Source organism: Bacillota bacterium, from assembly GCA_012727955.1.
GTDB lineage: Bacteria > Bacillota > Limnochordia > DTU087 > JAAYGB01 > JAAYGB01.
In genome coordinates, this window is record JAAYGB010000036.1 from 79646 (window position 1) to 102208 (window position 22563).

23 protein-coding genes and 1 other RNA gene are annotated in these 22563 nt (G+C 54.2%); 22 read left to right on the plus strand and 2 right to left on the minus strand.

The window, feature by feature from the left end; all coding sequences use genetic code 11:
* Positions 1-36 precede the first annotated feature (36 nt).
* The 14 genes from GX030_06855 (at position 37) to yajC (ending at position 12386) form a co-directional block, all read left to right on the plus strand.
* Positions 37-558, plus strand: coding sequence for a hypothetical protein (locus GX030_06855; protein ID NLV92096.1), 522 nt, complete (start codon positions 37-39; stop codon positions 556-558).
* Positions 559-687: 129 nt separating this feature from the next.
* Entirely contained in the window at positions 688-969 is a 282-nt protein-coding gene (gene yqfC, locus GX030_06860; protein NLV92097.1) for a sporulation protein YqfC, read from the plus strand.
* Positions 969-2222 carry a sporulation protein YqfD gene (yqfD, locus tag GX030_06865; GenBank protein ID NLV92098.1) on the plus strand — a complete coding sequence of 418 codons (1254 nt, stop codon included), beginning with the start codon at positions 969-971 and terminating at the stop codon, positions 2220-2222. Before yqfC ends, yqfD begins: the two co-directional genes overlap by 1 nt.
* 134 nt (positions 2223-2356) lie before the next feature.
* Complete coding sequence (locus GX030_06870) at positions 2357-3265, plus strand: PhoH family protein (protein ID NLV92099.1); 909 nt, start codon at positions 2357-2359, stop codon at positions 3263-3265.
* Positions 3243-5480 carry an HDIG domain-containing protein gene (locus tag GX030_06875; protein ID NLV92100.1) on the plus strand — a complete coding sequence of 746 codons (2238 nt, stop codon included), beginning with the start codon at positions 3243-3245 and terminating at the stop codon, positions 5478-5480. The genes GX030_06870 and GX030_06875 overlap by 23 nt, the downstream gene beginning before the upstream one ends.
* A 4-nt stretch (positions 5481-5484) precedes the next feature.
* Complete coding sequence (ybeY, locus tag GX030_06880; GenBank protein NLV92101.1) at positions 5485-5967, plus strand: rRNA maturation RNase YbeY; 483 nt, start codon at positions 5485-5487, stop codon at positions 5965-5967.
* A gap of 6 nt (positions 5968-5973) precedes the next feature.
* Entirely contained in the window at positions 5974-6681 is a 708-nt protein-coding gene (locus tag GX030_06885; GenBank protein ID NLV92102.1) for a phosphatase PAP2 family protein, read from the plus strand.
* A 178-nt stretch (positions 6682-6859) separates the two neighbouring features.
* Positions 6860-7918 carry a peptidoglycan DD-metalloendopeptidase family protein gene (locus tag GX030_06890; protein ID NLV92103.1) on the plus strand — a complete coding sequence of 353 codons (1059 nt, stop codon included), beginning with the start codon at positions 6860-6862 and terminating at the stop codon, positions 7916-7918.
* A gap of 91 nt (positions 7919-8009) precedes the next feature.
* Complete coding sequence (locus GX030_06895) at positions 8010-8429, plus strand: cytidine deaminase (protein NLV92104.1); 420 nt, start codon at positions 8010-8012, stop codon at positions 8427-8429.
* Positions 8422-8901, plus strand: coding sequence for a GNAT family N-acetyltransferase (locus tag GX030_06900; protein ID NLV92105.1), 480 nt, complete (start codon positions 8422-8424; stop codon positions 8899-8901). Before GX030_06895 ends, GX030_06900 begins: the two co-directional genes overlap by 8 nt.
* Positions 8898-9791, plus strand: coding sequence for a GTPase Era (locus tag GX030_06905; GenBank protein ID NLV92106.1), 894 nt, complete (start codon positions 8898-8900; stop codon positions 9789-9791). The genes GX030_06900 and GX030_06905 overlap by 4 nt, the downstream gene beginning before the upstream one ends.
* Before the next feature lie 30 nt (positions 9792-9821).
* Positions 9822-10847 (plus strand): tRNA preQ1(34) S-adenosylmethionine ribosyltransferase-isomerase QueA, encoded by a 1026-nt coding sequence (queA, locus tag GX030_06910; protein NLV92107.1) that lies wholly within the window; start codon positions 9822-9824, stop codon positions 10845-10847.
* 57 nt (positions 10848-10904) lie between these two features.
* Positions 10905-12023: a tRNA guanosine(34) transglycosylase Tgt gene (gene tgt, locus GX030_06915; protein ID NLV92108.1), complete on the plus strand. Its 1119-nt coding sequence runs from the start codon at positions 10905-10907 to the stop codon at positions 12021-12023.
* Between the two features lie 66 nt (positions 12024-12089).
* The gene (gene yajC / locus GX030_06920; GenBank protein NLV92109.1) at positions 12090-12386 is read left to right on the plus strand and encodes a preprotein translocase subunit YajC; all 297 of its coding nucleotides are present in this window, start codon (positions 12090-12092) and stop codon (positions 12384-12386) included.
* A gap of 46 nt (positions 12387-12432) precedes the next feature.
* On the opposite strand, the gene ssrA is transcribed toward yajC, so the two are convergent.
* Positions 12433-12794, minus strand: a transfer-messenger RNA (tmRNA) gene (ssrA, locus tag GX030_06925).
* 65 nt (positions 12795-12859) lie between these two features.
* Complete coding sequence (smpB, locus tag GX030_06930) at positions 12860-13333, minus strand: SsrA-binding protein SmpB (GenBank protein ID NLV92110.1); 474 nt, start codon at positions 13331-13333, stop codon at positions 12860-12862.
* A gap of 155 nt (positions 13334-13488) precedes the next feature.
* Between smpB and GX030_06935 the strand changes: the two genes are divergently transcribed.
* From GX030_06935 to GX030_06970, 8 genes are all read left to right on the plus strand, one after another.
* Positions 13489-14436, plus strand: coding sequence for an ABC transporter ATP-binding protein (locus tag GX030_06935; protein NLV92111.1), 948 nt, complete (start codon positions 13489-13491; stop codon positions 14434-14436).
* A complete protein-coding gene (locus GX030_06940; GenBank protein ID NLV92112.1) occupies positions 14433-15266 on the plus strand; it encodes an ABC transporter permease subunit in 834 nt (277 codons plus the stop codon). The genes GX030_06935 and GX030_06940 overlap by 4 nt, the downstream gene beginning before the upstream one ends.
* Positions 15263-16591: a hypothetical protein gene (locus GX030_06945; GenBank protein ID NLV92113.1), complete on the plus strand. Its 1329-nt coding sequence runs from the start codon at positions 15263-15265 to the stop codon at positions 16589-16591. The genes GX030_06940 and GX030_06945 overlap by 4 nt, the downstream gene beginning before the upstream one ends.
* Positions 16592-16725: 134 nt before the next feature.
* A complete protein-coding gene (locus GX030_06950) occupies positions 16726-17562 on the plus strand; it encodes a carboxypeptidase regulatory-like domain-containing protein (GenBank protein ID NLV92114.1) in 837 nt (278 codons plus the stop codon).
* 80 nt (positions 17563-17642) lie between these two features.
* Complete coding sequence (locus GX030_06955) at positions 17643-19808, plus strand: AMIN domain-containing protein (protein ID NLV92115.1); 2166 nt, start codon at positions 17643-17645, stop codon at positions 19806-19808.
* On the plus strand, positions 19805-20332 hold the full coding sequence (locus GX030_06960; protein NLV92116.1) for a GerMN domain-containing protein: 528 nt from the start codon (positions 19805-19807) through the stop codon (positions 20330-20332). The genes GX030_06955 and GX030_06960 overlap by 4 nt, the downstream gene beginning before the upstream one ends.
* A gap of 19 nt (positions 20333-20351) precedes the next feature.
* Entirely contained in the window at positions 20352-21158 is an 807-nt protein-coding gene (locus GX030_06965) for a glutamate racemase (protein NLV92117.1), read from the plus strand.
* A gap of 16 nt (positions 21159-21174) precedes the next feature.
* Positions 21175-22557 carry a UDP-N-acetylmuramoyl-L-alanine--D-glutamate ligase gene (locus tag GX030_06970; GenBank protein ID NLV92118.1) on the plus strand — a complete coding sequence of 461 codons (1383 nt, stop codon included), beginning with the start codon at positions 21175-21177 and terminating at the stop codon, positions 22555-22557.
* Positions 22558-22563 lie beyond the last annotated feature (6 nt).

The window sequence follows — 22563 nt, forward strand, 5'->3', positions numbered from 1 at the left end:
GGGTTAACTGGCTCGGGAAGATAAGGAGATGGTGCCATGGAAGGTTTATTCGGCCTTCTCGTCATTCTGTATCTAATCTGGTCGGTGGTGGGCGCGGTGCTGGACAAGGTCCGACAAGGTCCGGTATTGTCGGAACCCTTTCCTACCCAAGAGACTACGGGGCAGGAAGAGGTAACGGTTTTCCCTCTAGAGGGTATCCCGTCTCCTGAAAGGCCAGAGTTCTCGGGCCTGCCTCAAGGGGCAGAACCGGAACCCGACCGGGCGGCTGAGCCGGAGGTAACGATGCCAGGGCCTGAACCAGTCCTGGAGCCGGTGATGACCCAGGAGGGACCCGAGGACTTTGGGTGGGAGGATGACTGGACCGAGGAGGATGATTGGTCGGAGTTTGACGACCGGGAAACACTGCTTCCCTGGGAGGAGACCCGTGGTCGCCGGCAAGTACAGCAACAGGCCGCAGGGGGAAGGGTGCCTTTACCGGCTACCCCTTCACAGTGGCAGCGGGCCTTTGTCTTGGCAGAAATATTGGCGCCGCCCTTGAGTCGCCGCCGATACCGATAGATTTGACCCTAAGAAACAAGCAGGTCGCGCAGCGCGAGTGCTTGTTTCTTTCTTTTGTGCTGATTTATCCTGTCCCTGCATAGATTTGATAGCATGGAAGGGTGGGATGGCACGATGATTCGACGGTTAATGCCGAAGGTATCGCGGCGGATAATCGATATGATAGAGATGCCTCGGGACGTCTTTTTGGGTCTACCTAAAATCACTGTGATTGGCTCGATGCAAATGGTGATCGAGAACCACAAGGGGGTCTTAGAGTACAATCCGGAGAGAATCAGGATCCGGTCAACCCAGGGCGAGGTATTGGTATCCGGCCGATACCTCAAGCTAGGGTCCATTGCCTCCAGCGAATTGGTCATCGACGGCAAGATTGATGGCATTGCCTTTAACGGCCAGGGGGGCGATGTGTAGTGGCTTTGCGGTCTTTATGGTCATACATCTTCGGCTATGTTATAATCAAAATCAAAGGTCCCAGAGTCGAACAACTGCTGAACCGGGCGATGCGAGGGGGAATTTCCCTATGGAATTGCCGGCAGCTGGCTCCAGGATTCTATGTGGCGGCGGTGGGAATTTCCGGCTATCGTCGTTTACGTCCTTTGGTGCGGCGCTTGGGGCTGGAGGTTCGGATCCTGCGCCGGGTGGGACTTCCCTTTGTGATCCAACGAGGGGCAAAGCGCCCAGGATTCCTGGCAGGCATGGTTATCTGTGGCCTTATGCTCTTTTATTTATCGGGATTTGTCTGGTTTATTGAGGTAGAAGGTCTTGTGGACCTATCGCCGGAAGAGGTGCTGCAGGAGGCACAGGCCGCGGGCCTCAAGGTCGGTGCTGCTAAGGCAGACATTGTCACCGCGGATATCACTCACCATCTCTTGAGTCAGATTCCAGAGCTGGCCTGGGTTGGTATTAGACTGGAAGGAACCCGGGTGGTCCTGGAGGTAGCGGAGAGGGAAATTGTCCTTCAAGACCAGAACTTACCGGGAGACGTGGTGGCGGCCAAGAGCGGATTAATCGAACAGATCATTCCCCTGGTGGGCTTGCCCTTGGTCAAGGAAGGGGATACCGTTATAGCGGGACAGGTGTTGATCTCTGGGCGACCCCACTACTACGATGAAACGGGAGTTCCTCATTTTTTGCAGGATGGCTTATACCAACGGGCAGAGGGAATCGTCAAGGCCCGGGTGTGGTATGAGGCTCAGGTTGACATTCCCTTGACCCAGGTGGAGGAGTTCCCAACAGGACGGGAAATGCAGACTGTAGAGGTAGATTTATTCGGCCGCCGACTGTGGTTGGGGCCGAAGCCACCTCAGGATGGATTCTGGGAGGAAACCACCGAGAGGATTCCAGTGGTATTGGGGCAGGTGGAGTTTCCCATCGAGGTGATTCGGCATCGGTTTATTGAGCTGGATCGCCGTGTTTACCTGCTGGACAAAGAAGTGGCCATCGAGTTGGGAGTGGCACAGGCCCAAGCCAGTATTCGCCGGGAGGTTCCCCCCAATACTGCGCTGAAGTTCTTGCCGGAGGAAGTGGAGGAGATCGACACTTCAGAGGGAACTGTGATCGCAATCGCAGTAGTGGGAGAGGCTGTGGAGAACATCGCCGCAACCACTCAGATTCAATGGGGGTCGCAACAGCAGTCTTCCTTCGATCAAGCCTTTGGTCAATAACCCAGTGAAGGAGGGTCTTGTCTAGTTTGGGACAAGGTATAGTAGAAAAGAAATTCGTAGCAAATGACATCCCCACGGCGCTGGCCCTGTTTGGTGATCGGGACAGAAACCTACGGGCCCTGGCCAGCAAAACCATGGTTAGTTTCGTTCCCCGGGGTAATGAAGTGGCTATCAAGGGAGATGCCGCTTCGGTGGATAAGGTACTGCGGGTCTTGGATGAATTGGCGAAGATTGCTACGGAAAGGGAGGTCAATTTACAGGAATTGGGCTACACATTGGAATTGGCGGAACGGGGGCAGGAGCAGGCACTGACGGAACTTGAGTCCGATGTCATTCAGGTTACCTGCCGCGGCAAGAAGATTACGCCAAGAACCACGGGGCAACGTCGCTATGTCCAGGCAGTTCGGGAAAACGGAATTGTGTTTTGTATCGGTCCGGCAGGGACGGGAAAGACTTACCTGGCAATGGCTATGGCCGTTGCTGAGCTGAAAGCCAAGCGAGTGGGGCGGATCATCTTAACCCGACCGGCGGTGGAAGCCGGAGAGCGTCTGGGGTTTTTGCCCGGCGATCTGCAGGATAAGGTGGATCCGTATTTGCGGCCTTTATATGATGCTTTGTATGATATTCTCGGCGCCGAGATTTATGAGAAGTACTCGGAGAAGGGTATTATAGAAGTGGCGCCCTTGGCTTATATGCGGGGTAGGACCCTGGATGATTCCTTTATTATTTTAGATGAAGCACAAAATACCACTCCAGAACAGATGAAGATGTTCTTAACCAGGATGGGATTTGGTTCGAAGATGATTATTACCGGAGACATCACTCAGGTAGACTTGCCTCGGGACAAGTCCTCCGGCTTGCAGCAGGTACAAGGGATTCTTCGGGATGTGGAGGGCATCGAGTTCGTATATCTGGATAATCGTGATGTGGTTCGTCACGAGTTGGTCCAGAGGATAATTAAGGCCTATGACCTCTTTGAACAAAAGCAGGTTGTGGCCGAAAAAGATGGTGTGATCAATAATGGAGTGGTGGAAGAGGTCTAGGCGACAGGTAATGCGGTTTTTTGGCGGGCTGTGGGAAAGAGATGGAGCCCGCCACTGGATCGTGGCCTCCATTGTCTATGTCACTCTGCTGGGTATTCTGCTCGCCAACTTGATCCCCAGTCGCTCAGAACTGCGGGTGGGGCAAGTGGCGACCCGGGATATCAGTGCGCCGAAAACCATTGTCAATAGATATCGTACCCAACAACTCCGGCAGCAGGAGGCAGAACTGGCCGTTGACGAGGCGCTGCAGGATCCGGCCAACTACGTCATCGATGGCAAAGTGGCAACTGCCGCCGGAGAGAAGTTGGGTTTAGTCTTTGATCGGGCTCGGGAGCTGCGCTCGCAGTTACCGCCGGCTCAGCCGGAAGGGCTGACCAGTGGTACCAACGGAAGCGAGTCGGCCCCGTCTTCTAGCTTAGCCCCTACCAGCGGCCAGATATCAGCTTTGCAGCAAACCATTGAAGCCGATGCAGGCCTGCGGGTGGACAAGCAGACTCTGACTCTGGTACTGTCCTGTTCTTGGCAGGATTTTATGCAGTTGGAGCGGGTCACGCTGCAGCTGACCCAGGACCTTCTCGGTGGCCGGCGAATCGGCACAGGAGACCGGGAGCGGGTGGTGGCTGAGTTGCCGGATCTCGTGGACAGTTATCTTGAGAGGGAAGGGCTGTTACCCGCGGGTCCGGGAACCAGGGAGACGGTGGCTGAGGCCGTTGTGGCCTTGGTAGAATCTGTCGTGCAGCCTAACCTGATTCCCGATGAAGCCAAGCTGCGGACCATTGCTGAACAGGCTGCGGATACCGTAGAGCCCGTGATGGTTCTGCAGGGTGAGATTGTGGTGCGTCGAGGCGATGTGATTACTCGGGAGCATGCCGAGGTCCTGAAGGATTTGGGCTTGCAGAGGCTGCGAACAAACTATCTCACCGTGGCGGGGATTGCCGGGGTACTGCTGCTGAGCTTGGTGTTCCTGGCAGTGTATCTGTGGCAGCATCAACGGGAAGTGGCCGCTAATGATGGACTTTTGGCCCTCCTGGGCTTGGTGCTGATTATCTCGGTCTTCCTTGCCAAGATTTTATCCCTGATTCCCTGGGAAGGGATTGGCTACCTCATTCCTTCGGCCTTTGCAGCAATGCTAATTACCCTGTTGCTGGATTCCCATCTAGCTATCGTGGTGGTAGTAGCGCTGTCGGTGATTGTGGGGATGGTGACGGATTTTCAGATCTCCACCGTGGTTACCGTGATGGCCGGTGGGATTACCGGAGTGTTTAGCGTAGGACGCATCAGCCAACGGTCGGATTTGACCCGGGCGGGCTTTATTGTCGGTGTAGTCAATTTTGCTACCATCGTCTTCATGGCTTTGGCCACAAATAATCTTTTTATCCTGCGACACTCCTATCTCGGAATAGTCAATGGAATTGTTTCCGCGGTGCTCACCATTGGCTTTTTGCCCTATTTGGAGAGCCTCTTTGGGATTACTTCATCGATTAAGCTTTTGGAGCTGTCCAATCCCAACCAACCGCTGCTGCGCCGTCTCCTATTAGAAGCGCCGGGTACCTATCACCATAGTATTCTGGTGGGTAACCTGGCAGAGACCGCGGCCGACGCCGTAGGGGCCGATGGCCTGTTAGCTCGGGTGGGTGCCACTTACCACGATATCGGTAAGTTGAAGAGGCCCTATCTGTTTGTGGAGAACCAGTTTACTACGGAGAACCCCCACGATAAGTTGTCGCCTTCCTTAAGCACCTTGATTATCACTTCCCATGTCAAGGATGGCTTGGAATTGGCTCGGCAACACAAGCTGCCCCCGGCGCTGATGGATTTCATCGCCCAGCATCACGGCGATGATCTGGTGAAGTTTTTCTACCACAAGGCGGTGGAAGCGGGGATGGCCGTCGATGAATCCGACTTTCGCTACGGAGGCCCGAAGCCCCAGACTAAGGAGACGGCCATTGTGATGTTGGCCGATTCCGTGGAGGCTGCCGTCCGTTCCCTGGCGAAACCCACCCCGGGGCGAATCGAAGGAATGGTTCGCAAGCTAATTAAGAGCCGCCTCAACAGCGGTCAGCTGGACGAATGTAGTCTTACGCTGAAGGATCTCGACAAAATCGCCCATGCCTTTGTTCAGGTATTGGGGGGAATCTATCACAGTCGGGTAGAGTATCCGGAAAGTGCCCTCAAGGAAGAGTTGTCACGGGACAATGCAGAGGGTAGGGGGTGAAACTATGCTTGAGGTGGAGATGACTAATCTTCAGGAGAAACTGTCGGTGGACGAAGCCTTGCAGGCCCTAGTGACCGAGGCTTGTGCAGTGACCTATGAGTTAGCGGGGCCAAGGGATGATGGAACTCTTCCGGCGGCAGAGGTGAGCATCACCTTCATGGACGATGCGGGGATTCAAGAGCTTAATCGCGAGCACCGAGGGATCGATGAGCCCACCGATGTGCTCTCCTTTGCGATGGGCGAAGGTGAGCTCTTTCCCCATAGTGAAGAGCTGGCCCTGCCCCTAGGTGATATTATCATTTCCCTGGAGCGGGCTTGGGTGCAAAGCCAAGAATACGGTCATAGTTTCACTCGGGAAGTTGCCTTCCTTACCGTACATGGGATGTGCCATCTGTTGGGATATGATCATCTGACTGAGACCGAAAGGCAAGAGATGCGCCAGATGGAAGAGAAGGTGCTGGCCAGGCTCGGTCAGAAACGGGAGTAGCCGACGATGCCCTTTAAGACCCGTAATCTCGTGGAAAGCTTTCGCTATGCCTTTGCGGGGCTATGGTTTGCCCTGCGAAGGGAAAGGAATATTCGGATTCACGGTATCGTCGGGACCTTGACTGTGATCTTGGCCGTTCATTTGGGGGTAACTCGCCTGGAGCTGGCGGTAATCCTGTTGACCATTGGCCTGGTATTGACCGCCGAGATGGTCAATACCGCTTTGGAGACTGTCGTGGATTTGTTTACCGATGAGTATCATCCCTTGGCCGCGCTCAGCAAGAATCTGGCTGCGGGAGCGGTACTGGTGACGGCAATTACCGCGGTACCCGTCGGGATCTTGGTGATGGGCAAGTACCTGGTGATCGCCCAGGGAAGGGTGGTGCCTTTGAAGCTGCGCTCGGGGTTGTTGGTGGCTATTGTGGGGGCTGTCTTTGTGGTCCTACTGGTGGTGGCCATTAAGGCAGCCCTGGGCAACCTGCGGGGGTTCCGAGGTGGAATGCCCAGTGGCCATTCGGCCCTGGCGGCGGCTTTGGTAACGGCCATTTACTTTGTTGGGGCTTCCCCCACCGTAGTGGCCTTGGCCATCGGTTTGGCGCTCTTGGTGGCTCAGAGTCGGTTAGAGGCGAGGATTCATTCGCTGACCGAGGTGCTAATCGGCATGATAGTGGGCATAGGAATGGCCTGGTTGGTCTTTTCCCTCCTGGCAGTCTAGTCCAGGTGAGGCAGTGATTGGCCGTTAGGTTGGATATCCCTTGCGCGACTTGCAGAGTATATTGTAGCAGCATTGCAGCCATCGATTGACCTAGAATCTAACAAGTGGCAAAGGAAAATCAGGACTTGGGTTCGAAATGTAACAAGTGTAACAAAAAGAACAGCAACAGGGGGCAACCATGAAGTCACGTATTCTTGTCGCACTTATCTTATCCTTCGTCTTACTATGTTCCACCGTGTCCGCGGCGGCAGCCTTCGGGGGTCGAGTAATTGAGAGAAACATGAGCGGTCCCGATGTGGCTGAAATTCAGCGGATGTTACAGAATCTGGGGTATGATGTTGTTCCCGATGGCAAGTTTGGAGCCAAAACTCAGGCTGCGGTGAAGACCTTTCAGCAGGACAACGGGATTGTCGCCGATGGAATCGTGGGACCGCAGACCTACAAATGCCTGAGGGATGCTGGTTTGAATCTGGTTCATCGGGTCCAGCGGGGAGATACTCTGATTGGACTGGCCAAGCGCTATGGTTCCTCCGTAGAGGCAATTATGGACGCCAATGACTTGACCAGCGACAGGATTTACCGGGGCCAGAAGTTGGTAATTCCCGTTGACAGGGATACTTCCGGTGCCGGCGGCAATGGTGGCGACCAGGTCAAGGACGCCAGCAGTCAAGGTGGGGAAACTGCGGCGATGATGACCTACACCGTGCAGCGGGGAGAAAGCGCTTACATCATTGCTCGGAAGTTTAACACCACGATTAGTGCCATTGCCCGGGCCAATAACCTTCGGGATCCCGGATTTTTGCGGGAGGGACAGCAGCTCTTGATCCCCAGTGTCGGGGGCGGCAGGGTCTTAGAGAGCCTTCGCTGGCCTGTCAAGGGTAGCATTTCCTCGGGATATGGTTGGCGAACCCACCCAGTATATAAGAACCGGCAATTCCATGGGGGGATTGATATCGCTGTCCCCACCGGTACCATCGTCCGAGCTGCAGCCTCGGGAACGGTAATTCAAGCGGAAAATATGGGTGGCTTTGGTCTGGGGGTAGTCATTGACCACGGTGGTGGAGTAACCACTTGGTATGGTCACAACTCCCGGCTGTTGGTGAAAAAGGGTGACAAGGTGGTCCGAGGACAGGCCATTGCCAACTCCGGAAACACCGGTGTCAGTACCGGTCCCCATCTGGATTTTCGGATCAAGATCAATGGAAACACCGTCAATCCACTGTTGTGGTTACCCTAGAATTGAGTTAGGCAAAGAAAGCGACGACCGGTGGGAAGGTCCTTCTTCTAACCGGTCGTTTTCCTGTGGATTATTGGGGAGGGGTTGAGCTGTGAAGAATCCTGACAACAAGGAACTATTGGCCTTGGCTCAGCAGGCCCGTCAGTTTGCCCATGCGCCCTACTCTCAGTTTGCCGTGGGTGCCGCGGTCCGGGGAGGAAGTGGTCGGGTTTATCTGGGGTGCAACATTGAGAATGCCAGCTATGGTGCCACTTGCTGCGCCGAGCGGGTGGCCATGTTTAAAGCTATCTCCGAAGGAGAAAGGGTATTGGAGGAAATTGCCGTGGTTGCCGATACCCAGGGGCCCTGCTCTCCCTGTGGCCTTTGCCGGCAGGTGATGGTGGAACTAGGTCCCAAGATGAAGGTTTGGTTGGGTAATTTGCGGGGAGATGTTCTAGAGACTACAGTGGCAGAGCTGATGCCCTACAGTTTTGACCAGCAGTCATTGAGTGGAGAGAGCGGCTATGAGTGAGTCAGATCTTTCGGTGACTTGGGAAAGGGAACTATCCCAAGAGCTATTAGCGACCTTGGTTGAAATGGAAATCGATGCCTTTGGCATTGGAGGTATGAATGAGTGGTTCTTGCCGGCCTTTGCTCGCCATGGGGCAGTGTTTGTCCTGTGGCATCGCCGCCAACCGGTAGGAGTGGCGGAGTGTATGAGGGATTGGGAGGATCCGGCGACTGCCTATCTCTTCGCCTTTTCTATTGTCGCCGGTAAGCGGGGTCGAGGATGGGGCAAAGTATTCTTGAGGGAGATTTGCCGCCGATTATCGGAGATGAGAATTGCCAAACTAGCCCTAACGGTGGCACCGGAGAATTCCCGTGCCCTGTCCCTCTATCGTGGGGCCGGTTTTCAAAGGGTCAAGATGATTCCCGATGCCTATGGTCCCGGGACCAACCGATACTATTTGATCAAGACTTTGGCTGAAGAGGTGAAGGAATGAGTCAGTTTCGATCAGGATTTGTCGCAGTGGTCGGCCGCCCAAACGTAGGTAAGTCAACGCTCCTTAACAGTCTGCTGGGAGAAAAAGTAGTGATTGTCGCCGACAAGCCCCAGACAACCCGCAACAAAATTCGTTGTATCCTCACTCGCCGGGATGCTCAGATCATTTTCCTAGATACTCCGGGAATTCACCGGCCAAAGAACAAACTGGGAGAGCACATGGTGAAGGTGGCAAGGAGTGCCATTTCCGAAGTGGATGGGATCCTGTTCATCATCGATGGCGTCGATGGGATTCGCCAGGGGGATCGGGCCATTGCCGAAGAGTTGACGGGAGTCTCTACCCCGGTAGCCCTGGCTGTCAACAAGATCGATCAGCTCACCGAGGAGCAGACGAATCAGGTAGTCCAAGGGGCTAAAGCCCTGGGGCCCTGGCCGGTCTTTGCTATTTCCGCCCTGGAGCAAACCAACCTAGACCAATTAGTGGACTACTTGGTTACCCAGCTGCCCGAGGGACCCCAGTATTATCCCGACGACTATATCATTGATCATCCCGAGCAGTTTGTAGTCGCTGAGTTGATACGTGAGCAAGTACTGCACTTGACCCGGGAAGAGGTACCCCACTCCGTGGCGGTCATCGTCGAGGAGATGAAGGCCCGAGAGGACAAGGATTTGGTGGACATTCGCTGCACCATCTTTGTGGAGCGAGACTCACAAAAGGGGATTATTATCGGTAAGGGAGGCAGCATGCTCAAGGAAATTGGGCAGAATGCTCGCAGCAGTATCGAAGGAATACTGGGCTCCCAAGTGTTTCTGGATTTGTGGGTCAAGGTGCGGAAGGATTGGAGAGACAATCCCAATCTAATCCGCCAGATGGGGTACAAAGAGGAATAGGAATAACAACACTAAGGTGGTCACAACTCCATGGATGTAGCAGATTTTGATTTCAACCTACCAGAGGAATTAATTGCCCAATCACCGATGACTCCCCGGGACGCCTCCCGCTTGATGGTGGTCCGACGGGATCGGGAAGAGGTAGAGCACAAAATCTTTCGGGATTTGCCGGATCTGTTGCTGCCCGGTGATCTCTTGGTTCTCAATGATACCCGGGTGATGCCGGCCCGTCTGTATGGTGTGCGAGAGGGCACCGGGGCGCAGATTGAAGTGCTGCTGCTCAAAAAGGTAGGCCTTAACCGCTGGGAGACCTTAGTTAAACCCGGGCGCAGGGCCAAACCGGGAGTGCGGATCCGGTTCGGTGAGGGTGAACTGGTGGGCGAAGTCCTGGCCTCGACGGAGGTTGGGGGTAGATTGATTGAGTTTGAGTTTACCGGTCCCTCCTTTGAGGCGGTTTTGGACAAGTTAGGGCAGATGCCGCTGCCCCCATACATCAGGAGGGAGCTGAAGGACGCGGACAGATACCAGACGGTCTATGCCAAAGAGAGGGGTTCAGCAGCGGCACCCACCGCGGGTTTGCACTTTACCCCCCAGTTATTGGAGGGGCTGCAGGCCCGGGGAATACAGCTGGAGTACGTTACTTTACATGTGGGACTGGGTACCTTTCGGCCAGTAAGTACTGCCACCATCGAGGAACACGTGATGCATTCCGAGTATTTTCGTCTGTCGGCGACCACCGCCAAGGCTATTGCCCAAGCCAAGGACGAAGGGCGCCGGGTGATAGCCGTAGGTACAACTTCCGTGCGCACCTTGGAGACCGCCGCGGGGCTTGGTCCCTGGCAGGCCCGGGAAGGATGGACCGATATTTTTATCTATCCGGGGTATCAGTTTAAGGCCGTCGATGGAATGATCACCAACTTCCACCTGCCAAAGTCTACATTATTAATGTTGGTGTCGGCCTTTGCCGGACGAGAAAAGATACTGCAGTGTTACCAACAGGCGGTGGCCATGGGTTATCGGTTTTTTAGTTTCGGCGATGCGATGTTGCTCCTGTAGGTTTCTCCAGAATAGACGAAGGATCGAGATGTGACAAGAAGATGAGGTGAGGAAAAATTGGCGATCACCTTCACAGTGGAATATCAGGCTCCGAACAATCGAGGCAGACTAGGCAAGTTAACTACCCCCCATGGCGAGATCCAAACACCGGTATTTATGCCTGTGGGCACTCAGGCTACAGTAAAGACAATGGCCCCTTGGGAACTGGAAGAAGTAGGGGCCGAGATCATCTTAGGCAATACTTATCATTTGTATCTGCGGCCGGGCCATGATCTGGTGAAGACTGCTGGTGGATTGCACCGGTTTATGTCCTGGGATCGGCCCATTTTAACCGACAGTGGGGGCTTTCAAGTCTTTAGTCTCAATGACTTGCGGGAGATAACTGAGGAAGGGGTGTACTTTCGCTCCCATCTCGATGGGTCCAAGCATTTTATCAGTCCCGAAAAATCCATGGAGATTCAAATGGCCCTCGGTGCCGATATCGTCATGGCCTTTGATGAATGTGCCCCCTACCCGGCAGACTATGAGTATACGAAGCAGTCTATGGAAATGACTAGTAGATGGGCTAGACGCTGCCTGAAGGCCCACAATAACCCCAATCAGGCCCTCTTTGGGATTGTGCAAGGCGGCATGTACAAGGACCTTCGCATTGCCTCGGCTCGGGATCTGGTGGAGCTGGACTTTCCCGGATATGCCATTGGCGGCCTCAGTGTCGGTGAGCCTAAGGACCTGATGTATGAGATGCTGGAGTATACGGTTCCGGAACTGCCTGAAAACAAGCCCCGTTACCTCATGGGAGTTGGGTCGCCGGACTGTCTCCTTGAGGGAGTGGAGCGGGGAGTAGATATGTTCGATTGCGTGCTGCCCACTAGACTGGGGCGTCATGGTACCGTGTATACCAAGGATGGTCCCCTTACTATCCGCAACGAAAAATACGCTCGGGATTTTCGTCCCATTGACTCTGATTGCGATTGTCGGGTCTGTCGTCAGTTTACCCGGGCCTATATCCGACACCTGCTTAAAACCAAGGAGATTCTAGGTGTGCGGTTGACCACATGGCACAATGTCCGGTTCCTGCTGCGGCTGATGGAAGATATTCGGGAAGCCCTGCGCGAGGATCGGCTTCCGGAATTTCGCCGAGAGTTTCTTGATAGATATAATCAGGGAAAGGAATAGTTTGCCACTACGCAGAAATCGTCGAGTATGTTTTTGCTTTTAGAGCGGGGAGGTGAACCTATGTCAATGGTATTTGCCGCTGCTGAGGGAGCCCAGGTCAGTGGACCGGCCGGGTTGATATCCATGCTTATGCCCTTCATCATCATGCTGGCCGTTTTCTACTTTGTTCTTTGGAGACCGCAGCAGAAGCAACAGAAGCAAAGAACCGAGATGCTGAATGCCATCAAGAAGGGTGACAGAATTGTGACCGTAGGCGGCATTCACGGAGAAGTCACCAATGCTAAGGGCGATGAGATTACTGTCCGGATTGCCGACAAGGTAGAAATTCGTCTAAGTCGCTCCGGTGTTGGTCACGTGAAATAAATGCAGAAAAAAACCTGAGGCAGCAATGCCTCAGGTTTTTGGTTTTTGGTGGAGGTGAGCGGATTTGCACCGCTGTCCACGGATGAACCCACAATAGCTTCTACGAGCGTATCCTCTATATTTCAGCTTCATCGCTCCGGCTCCTAGAGGCAGGATCCTTGGAGCAACTATCCCATTAAGTGTCCTGAACTAGCCATGGGCAACACTAGTCAGCAAGCCTACTGCAAATGACACCCTAGCCGGCCCGTAGGCCAAACCGGTTCGGATGGCTACCGCCTAGTTAGGCAGCAGCGAGAGCGTAATTATCGTTTGCTCTTAAATTTAGGTTCCCGCTGTTTAACGAGGCACAGGAGACCTCGGCTCGCTACTACTGCTCATCCTATCCGTGTCGAACCTAAATTCACCCCCAAGAAAGGATCACACACTTCAGTACACCATATATTATACACCATCTTGCTTCCTTTGCAAACACACTATCCCCGCTGCCGCTCCGCTAGGACCGTTTGGATTCGCCTTTGGGCATCCTTCTTGGCCTGGGCCTCTCGCTTATCATACAGCTTCTTACCCCTAGCTAGGGCCAGCTCCACCTTAGCTTTACCGTAGGAGGTGAAATATACCCGCAGGGGGATGAGAGTAAAACCCTTTTGTTGGACTTGCCCCAGCAACCGCATAATCTCCCGCTTGTGCAAGAGCAACTTGCGAGGCCGAGTGGGTTCGTGGTTAAAACGGTTGCCCTGGTCATAGGGACTGATGTGCATATTGTACAGCCAAACCTCACCGTTTTCGATCAGAGCATGGGAGTCCCTGAGGTTGGCCCGGCCGGCCCGCAGGGACTTAACCTCGGTACCCTGGAGGGCAATGCCTGCCTCTAGAGTATCTTCGATAAAATAATCGTGCCGAGCTCGGCGGTTAAGACAAACCGTCTTCTCGGCCTTTCCTTTAGCCATTGGTTATCACCTCCGGTCTTGGCAGTGACCCTTGGCGTTCCCTTGAGATAAAGGGAAGACATCAAGTGTATAGAAAATTATATCCAACCAGCTGTGAAACAGTCAAGATGGGTGTTATCCCGGTGATTAACACCAAGGGATGGGAGGGACCTATTGTGATCCGAACACGGAACTTGGTTAAACGCTATGACAAGCTAACCGCCGTGGATAATCTCAATATCCATGTGCAAAAGGGGGAGATCTATGGCTTTCTCGGCCCCAATGGGGCGGGCAAGACAACCACGATTATGATGCTGTTGGGGATGGAGCCCCCAACTCAAGGGGAGATTCGGTTATTTGGGAAGAAGCCCCAGGAGGATTACTTCCAAATCCGGCGTCAAATCGGAGTGTTATCGGAGTTTCAATACCTTTACGAGGATATGACCGCCTTAGAATATCTCCGGTTCTTTGCTCGTTTGTATCAAGTGGACAATCCCGACAAGAAGATTCAGGAGGTACTGAGTCGACTCAATTTGTGGTCTCGTCGGGATGGGCTGCTGGCGGAGTACTCCAAGGGGATGAAACAGAAATTGGGCATGGCCAGGGCTTTGCTCGCGGATCCCCAATTGCTCATTCTCGATGAACCGGTGTCGTCGCTGGACCCCTATGGGATCCGGGAAATCCGGGACGTGATCATGGAGGAAAACGCTAGGGGGAAGACGCTCTTCATTTCCTCCCATATCTTATCGGAGATAGAGCGGACCTGTCATCGAGTGGGGATTATGAACAAAGGCAGACTCTTGGCAGAAGATGACATGACCCACCTGAAGCAGCGGCTGCGTCAGGACGTCGAACTGGTCGTAGAATTGGAGGAGCTTCCGGAGCACCTTGTCGAGGCCCTAGAGATTCAGCCCTATGTCATTTCCGTAGTTGCTGAGGGCAATCTGCTTCGGATTAAGACCGATGCTGAGACTGACCACCGGGCCAAGATTTCTCAGTTAATTTCCGGCTCTGGCGGCGTGATTATCGGGATGACCACCAGAGAACTGAGCCTCGAAGATGCCTTTATTACCATCACTGAAAACAATCTGTCCCTGTTGACGAAGGAAGGTGAAGCTTCATGAGTGCCTTATCTCCTCGGATGAACGCGATTTACGCGATAGTGCGCCGGGAGCTGAGATCTAACTTCTACAGCCTAGGTCTGTACGCTGCAATTACCGTTGCCTTCACCGCAGCCGTCCTCAGCGTTACCTCGAACCTGTCCAGTATTGCGCAGAATGGATTGATGTCCCTGAACAGTCCCCTAAGTGATCCCCTACGCTATGCCGTTATCCTGGGGGCCGCTTATTTGGCTTTGTGCTCTGCCATGTCCATCACCCGAGAACGGGATCAGGGCACCTTGGAAGTGCTTTTTTACGGCCCCGTTGATTCTGTCTCCTATGTTTTGGCTAAATTCCTGGAGCAGATCCTTACCTTTGCAGCTATGATTCTCGTCTACTTAGCCTTCTTTGCAGTGGTCTCCTGGGCAACGAACCTGGGCCTTGGCTGGAATTTCTTGGCCCAAGCCCTGATGTCCATCCTTTTGGGTTCCGCCTTGATTGCCTTTGGGATCCTATTATCTGCTGTCACCAAGAGGGCACGAACTTCCATAATTCTCTTCCTCAGTTTCTTGGCCTTTTTCCTGGTGACGGATTTGGCAGCGGGAGTGATGGGGCTGATGGAGTTCAGCGAGAACACCGCTTCGCCGTTGATCTTTGCCCGAGACGTTCTCAGTTACATCAGGACGGCAACCAGTTGGTTCAGTCCCTTCGATTACTTGGATCGGGGTCTTACCGCGATAGTTTTTGGTAACTGGGGACTCTTTGCTCGCAGAACGGTGGAAGCCCTGGCCTATACTGGGGTATTGCTTTGGATTGCAGTGGTTGCCTTTGCTCGGAAGGGGGTCAGAAGATGAACCGGGTAGTGATGGGGTTAGTTTTGGCGCTGTGTATCATCACCTTTGTCGGATCTGGCCTTGCCGCACCGCCGCCTCGGGAAGAACAGTTGGTGTATGGCATCAGTGCCTGGGATGGAAACAAGTTTGCCTCCACCTTCGTCCCTCGGGGGGTGGAGATGTTCCTTCTCGCGGACGTTGATCACGTGATCAACGGTACGAAGACCGATGTGTACTACTGGGATATCACCCAGGAGTGGATGGGCAACTGGATGGAAAAGCGAATCGATGTGCCCGGTCAACTGGAGATTCTCGACTCCGATGGTAATTTGGTCTCGAAGCAGGACATGATGTCCTATGGGTATCGCTTGCGCTCCGGTCAATTCACCCCCAGCGAATTGCTCAAGGGAGATGAGGCCCACCGGGCCTATGAAGCTTATCGACAGGAGCTGGAAAGGTACTACCAGGCGGTGAACGATTACCGCACCGCTCGAGTGGAGTACGAAGAAACTCTCCTTGCGATGGTACAACATGTGCAGGAAACCGGGGTTCCCTATGACGAATCGGAGATTCCCGATCCACCGGTGGAACCGTCGCCGCCCACGGAATTTGTTGGAGCGCCCTTGGAAGCCTTCATCGTAAACTTACCCCCGGGCAAGTACCGGATCAGAATGGTGAACGAGGCAGGGGTCATCCCAGATTCTGAGCGAAGCCTAACGGTATTCTCCGCCCGTAGACACGGGGTGGGATATGAGATCTTGCCCGAGAGCCGTTGGACCCGTCCGGTAATGTCCGATGACAGTTCACACATTCTGTACTTACACGGAACACGAACGATGTATCTTAAAGCCTTTACCGCCTCGGAGTACAGTGCCTATGAATTCCTGCGCATGGTCCAGGCCCACAAGCCCCTGGCAGGACGGGGCATGAAGGGAATGTGGCAGTGGCAGCGGGGGCAAGAGTTGGAGAATATCCAACTGCAAGTGGTTCAGGGTGGTGAGGTTGTGGAAACCGCTCCCTTGGCACCCTACTATGTCCAACAGACACCGGGATATGCCCTGGGCTATGAGATTGTGGAGTTTGATCCCGATAAGGTAGAGATGGCGGGACGGCGTCCCAGCTTTGCCGCCTTCAAATTGGTTTTGGAACCTGGTAGTTATGTGATTCGGGCCATCGACGAAGCTGGGAATGTAGTTCCCGGTAGTGTCCGGGAAATTCGGACCATTAAGGAGCCGCCCCCTTGGTCACTGTACTTGCTGGCGGCGATACCCTTGTTCTTCGGAATTGGGCTCAGCGGGCTTCGGCGATTCACCAGTCGCAGCAGGACCCGAAGCGAAGCTCTGTAACGTAAGACAACTGATTGGCCACCTCCCCAGTGGGGGTGGCCATTAATATCTGCATCTTATCGCCGCTTCGTCGCATATGATGGCTGAGAAAGGCCGGGAGCTTGTAACTTGGCGATGAGGTGGTGACGGGCCAAATGTTTGAACCTAATCCCTGGCGTAAATTGCGACGCATCGCCTGGTATAGTTTTGTTGCTTACTTGGCGTTGGTTTGGATCGCGGTTGTTTCCCTGTTGGTCCGAGAACACTATCCGGGATATTGGCTGCCCACAGTCCCCGCTGCTGTGGAAGGTCCCCAAGCCTGGGGTACCCTTCGCGGTAGGGTATGCAACGTCCTAGGTGATCCGATTTCAGGGGCTGAGATTAGGCTTGGTGAATACTATCGGGCCAGAAGCGATGGCGATGGCCGCTATGTAATCGAAGGAGTACCGGTGGGGCAACACGTCTTGGAACTAGAGGCTGAAGGCTATCGTCGGGAACGAATGACGATTCAAGTGGAGACCGGGGACAACAACCAGCAGTTTACCGCGGATCTGGGATTGTGGCCCGAGGAGGTGGCTATTTCCTTTCACGTATTCACTAACAGCACCCCCAGCGATCCTACCCCTCGGCTCTTTGGTTACTTCGGGATGGCCAATGGGACCGGTTCGTCGGTGGCCGTCTATAGTGTGATGATCACTGACCCACAGGGAGAAAAGGTCTGGGACTTGGTCCAGGACGAAGACGCTCGTTCAGAGTTCCTGGCGATGTGGGAAGAAATCGCTGTGGTAAAGGACAATGGTTATCACTGGGTGGTTCCCGCCCACATCGTCTTTGAGGGCGAGTTGCCATCGGTAAGTGGTGCTGTCACGGGCAGCTATTCCGTTACCGTGGCTTACAGTGTCGGCCGCAGAGATCCCCGGCAACCGGTAACATTGCTCACCGCCTTTGATGAGGCAGAGCCCGATCCCGACTGGAATCCCCGATTGCCCTAACCAAGACTTGGAGGACGTGACAGGAGATGCATTTCGGATTGTCGAACTTGGTATCTATATCCTGCAGGGGAGGTGGCAGAGTGAAGTTATACTATTCCAAGGCATCTTCAGCCTTGCTTTGGTTGGGGGTATTATTGGCGCTGGTGTTTGTTGCTGGGGCCGAGGCCTCGATCACAGTGATCTACAACGACACTCCGCTGCCTTTGGTGGCACCGCTCACCACCGTCGATGGTCGAGTGATGGTGCCCCTAGAGTCCCTAGCCGAGCCCTTGGGGCTGATTATTCGGTGGAATAGGGCGACAGGAGAACTGGCGATTCAGGCCCCAAGCGGAGATGATTACATAGGTCAAGTCGGTGAGAAGTATTTTGTGGGAGCGGAAAGGACTTTGGGGACGGGAGTACCTCCCACACTAATTGACGACCATATCTATGTGCCGATTCAGGCCATAGTGAATATGTTAGGAATCCGGTTGGCTTGGGATGGCGGGGCGAAGGCTCTGAGAATCATGGGGGATCCGCCCAAGGCGTCCGGAGCCTTTCACGTAGAAGGCCCAGTGCCCCAGGATCACGAGGAGGAAGGGCCTCAGTTGGATCCAGAGCCGCAGCTGCTGCCCTTTGACGACTCCCTGGGCCTGGTGAAGCAGGTTGCCTTTGCTCGGGATCAACAGGGTGCTTGGCTGGAGATCAGTTCCACCCGGTTTTCCGGATTGAGCATCAATCTGCTCCAGTCGCCGGCGCGTTTGGTGATTGACATTCCACAATCCCGCCTGGCCGTAGAGTATGAGACCATTGAGATCGAAGACTCTGTGGTGAGAAGCATCCGGATGAGTCAAAACCAGTCCGATGTGGTTCGTATTGTTGTGGACTTACATTGGATGACGGGCTATGATGTGAACTGGCAATCGGAAACCAAAGTTGTGGTAGCCCTGAATCAGTTGGTAGGTGGAGTCAGCTTAACCCGCAGGGGATCGGCTCTGACTTTGTTTTTCGAGAGCACCGGTGATCTTGCCCGGGAAATCAAGCTGCTGCGGGAACCCCACCGACTGGTGATAGATTTTCATGGCGCCACCCTCTGCCAAGAGGGAATCGAAGCAGACATTGAGGACGAATTGGTGTCTAAAATTCGACTTAGTCAGTTTCAACCAGGGATTGTTCGCTTTGTTATGGAGACAAAGGAGCCCGTCGATGCTTCGCGACTAGAGGCAAGGCCGAACCAGAAGGGTGTGGAACTGCTCCTTCCTGGCCTGCGGGGGGAAACGGGATGGTTGGCTCTACGGCAACCCATCTACGATGGCGTTGGTGCCCTGGCAGATACTGGTTGGGAGTCCTTTGGTAATACCCGCTGGGAGGCTTCACCCTCAGAGTCCATGATTGCTGAGGTTAGCGCTGACCTGCCTGCGGGATCTGGTCCGGGGATAGGAGACGGTGACCCAGAATCGGGACCAAGGTCATCACCGGAGGAAGAAGATGTTCCAGTCGGCGGCCAGGAAGCCTTGGATGTCGCCCTTACTTTACCGGCCCTGGATCTGATGACCCCGGAAGCCATCCAATGGCTGAAGCAACGGGAATTGTCTCCGGAGGCCCTTGGTGGATTATTGTCGGGATTAGAGGGCAAGGTGATTGTCATCGATCCCGGACACGGTGGTCCCGAAGTGGGCGCTGCCGGTCGAGACGGCGTTTGGGAGAAGGAACTGAACCTAGCGGTGGGACTGCAGGTATATGAGGGCCTACAGGCCGCTGGCGCGGAGGTCTATATGACCCGGATGACCGATAACCTGGTTCCCTTGAGCCAGCGTAGTCAGTTGGCTAATGAAAGACAGGCCGACGCGTTTATCAGTATTCACTTTAACGCATCCTATTCTAAGCAGGCCGCTGGGACCGAAACTCTATACAAAGACAGCAATCCTGCCAACGCAGCCTTGAGTCGAGCGCTGCAACGGCAGTTGGTCGCAGTGTTGGATACGATAGATCGAGGAACAAAAATCAGAGAGGATCTCTATGTGTTGAGGCACACGGAGGTTCCAGCGGCCCTGGTGGAAGTTGCCTTCCTAGATCACGCCGAGGAGGGTCCCCGCTTTCTCGACAGTGAGATGCAACGGCGAGCCGCTATTGGTATCATCGCGGGAGTATATCAATACTTTAGTGTACCAGAAGGGGAACCTGTGGAGACGGAATCTCTGGTGACTGAGCAAGGGGAATCTAACAGCACCGATACTCTCTGCACAGAAGAGGAGGGACTTCGATGATCCGTCATCAGCTAGGGCGTATCCTGGTGATTATCCTGGCTACTGCCTTGATTATCATCGGAGTCTGGTGGGGTCTTAGGGAGAATCGCCCTACCCTGTCTCCTCCGACGATGCAAACCGTTTCCTTGTATTTTGGCGAACCCAACAGTGAACTGTTGGTGGTGGAGACCAGGGACATGGAGGAGCCTGTCTCCGTGGCTGAGGTGGTAGCGGCCCTGTGTGCTGGACCCCTCAACCCAAAGTATGTTGCGGTCATTCCACCGAATTGTCGGCTCTTGGCTGTAGAAGTAGAGCAAGGGGTAGCCACCGTCAGTTTTAGCCGTGAGCTAGTGGAGGATCATCCCGGCGGCAGCTCAGCGGAACTACAAACGGTATTTTCTATCGTGAATACACTGACTTCCCTCCCGGGTATTCGGCAGGTGGTGTTGCTAGTCGAAGGGATGCCGGTAGATACATTGACGGGTCATGTTGACCTGAGTCAACCCTTGGAATTTGCCGCTGAGATGGTATCGCCGGGAAATTAGTGAGGATGGATGATGAACAATGAGCGACGCGCGTCCCATTGGGGTCTATGACTCCGGGGTGGGAGGGTTGACTGTCGTCAAACAACTAGAAGAAAACTTGCCAGAAGAACACATTATCTATGTGGGCGATACTGCCAAGGCCCCCTACGGGGAAAAAACCGCGGAGCAGATTCGGCAGTATTCCCGGGAGATTATCACCTTCCTGTTGGAGTTTGATGTGAAGTTGGTGCTTGCCGCTTGCAATACTTCGTCGGCACTGGCCCTTCCCGAGATCCAGGAAGAGTTTCCTGTACCTGTAGTAGGGGTAATTGAGCCCGGTGTCAGGGCGGCTTTGCGTCATCACAGGAAAGGACCCATTGCCCTGTGGGCCACTGAAGCGACGGTAGCTTCCGGGGTCTACTCCCAAAAGCTAAAAGCAGCCAATCCCGGAGTGGAAACGGTGGCGGTGCCATGCCCGAAATTAGTTCCCATGATTGAGTCGGGACGCCTGGAAGAACCTAATCTAACCCAGGTGTTGGAGGAATACCTAGAGCCGGTGCGGCAGGCCCAGGCAGAAATCCTCATCTTGGGGTGCACTCATTATCCCTTTCTCGCCCCTCGGATTCAGGCCCTGGCGCCGGAGTTGACCTTGATCGACCCTGCTATCGAAACGGTAGGGGAAGTGCGGCGCAGATTGGAGGAAACCGACGGGCTCAGCCCGGCCCGGGGACGGGGCAGTGAGTATTATGTTAGTGGCGATCCAGGACATTTTGCTGCTCGCTCTCAGGTGTTAGCAGGCAAGGTTCTCCAACCGCGACAATGGAACAGGCCACGGGAATGTGATTGACCAAGGGGGTGGGCAGATGGTTAATTGGCAGGGAAAACGGGTAGCAGTCGTTGGCTTGGGCGTCAGCAATCTGGCCGTAATTCAATACTTACTACCGCGCCAAGACGTGATTACTGCCTGTGACAAAAAGACTCCGGAACAACTGGGACAGCGATGGCACCAGATCAAAGATTATCCGATAGACTTTAAGTTTGGCGCCGATTACCTGTCGGGTTTGGAGCAGTTTGACTGGGTCTTCTTAGCCCCAGGATTGCCCAAGGAATTACCGGAGATTAAAGCCTTGGCCAACACCGATGTGACTATATGCAGCGAAATGGGCCTATTCTTGGAGTTGAACCCCGCTTCGACGGTGGGTATTACCGGCAGTAGCGGTAAGACAACAACTACAACTCTGATCGGAAGGATGTTAGGTAAAGAAAAGCGGACCTGGGTCGGCGGTAATATCGGCACACCGTTGTTGACCAAAATTGCCGACATCGCCAAGTCCGATTGGGTGGTGTTGGAGCTTTCCAGCTTTCAGCTGGAGATTGTCGATCATGCCCCGGATATTGCCGTGGTGACCAACATTACCCCAAATCATCTCGATGTGCATCCTTCTATGGAGGCCTATATCGCAGCCAAGAAGCGAATCTGGCAGTTTCAGTCTTCGGAGCAACAGGTGGTGCTCAATTACGATGATCCCATCACCAGGGCCATGGCGGAATCGGCCCCGGGACAGGTATATTGGTTCAGTCGACAAAGGGAAGTGGATCAAGGTGCCTTTGTCCGAGACGGTGAGATTGTCTTGCGGAATGTTCCGCCGGCGGCGTCAGGGGAGAAAATCCTGTGTTCCGTGGATGATATTCGCCTAGTGGGCAGTCATAATATAGAGAATATCCTAGCGGCGGCAGCGGCATCGGCTTTGGCCGGAGTCTCTTTGGAGGCATTAACTTCGGTGATCACCACCTTTGCCGGCGTGCCCCATCGTCTGGAGAAGGTGCGGGAGATCGATGGCGTGAAGTTCTACAACGACTCCATCGCTACTTCACCCAGTCGAGCCGTTGCTGGGCTCCGTGCCTTTGTGGAACCAATTATTCTCATCGCCGGTGGATATGATAAGAACCTGCCCTTTGATGAGTTTGCCCAAGTGATCCAGGAGAAAGCCAAGGCTGTAGTCCTGTTGGGTGCTGCCGCTGCTAAGATCGAGGCGGCGATTTCGTCTCAAGGCAGTCAAGTGCCGGTTTATCGAGTGGAGGCCCTGGAACAGGCGGTGAGGTTGGCCAATGACCTGGCCAGCCCCGGGGATGTTGTTCTGCTATCTCCGGCCTGTGCCAGCTATGATATGTTTCAGAATTTCGAAGAAAGAGGGGACCGCTTCCGGGAGTTAGTGGGCTCCCTAGTTAGGCGCATCGCCGAGTAGTCGAAG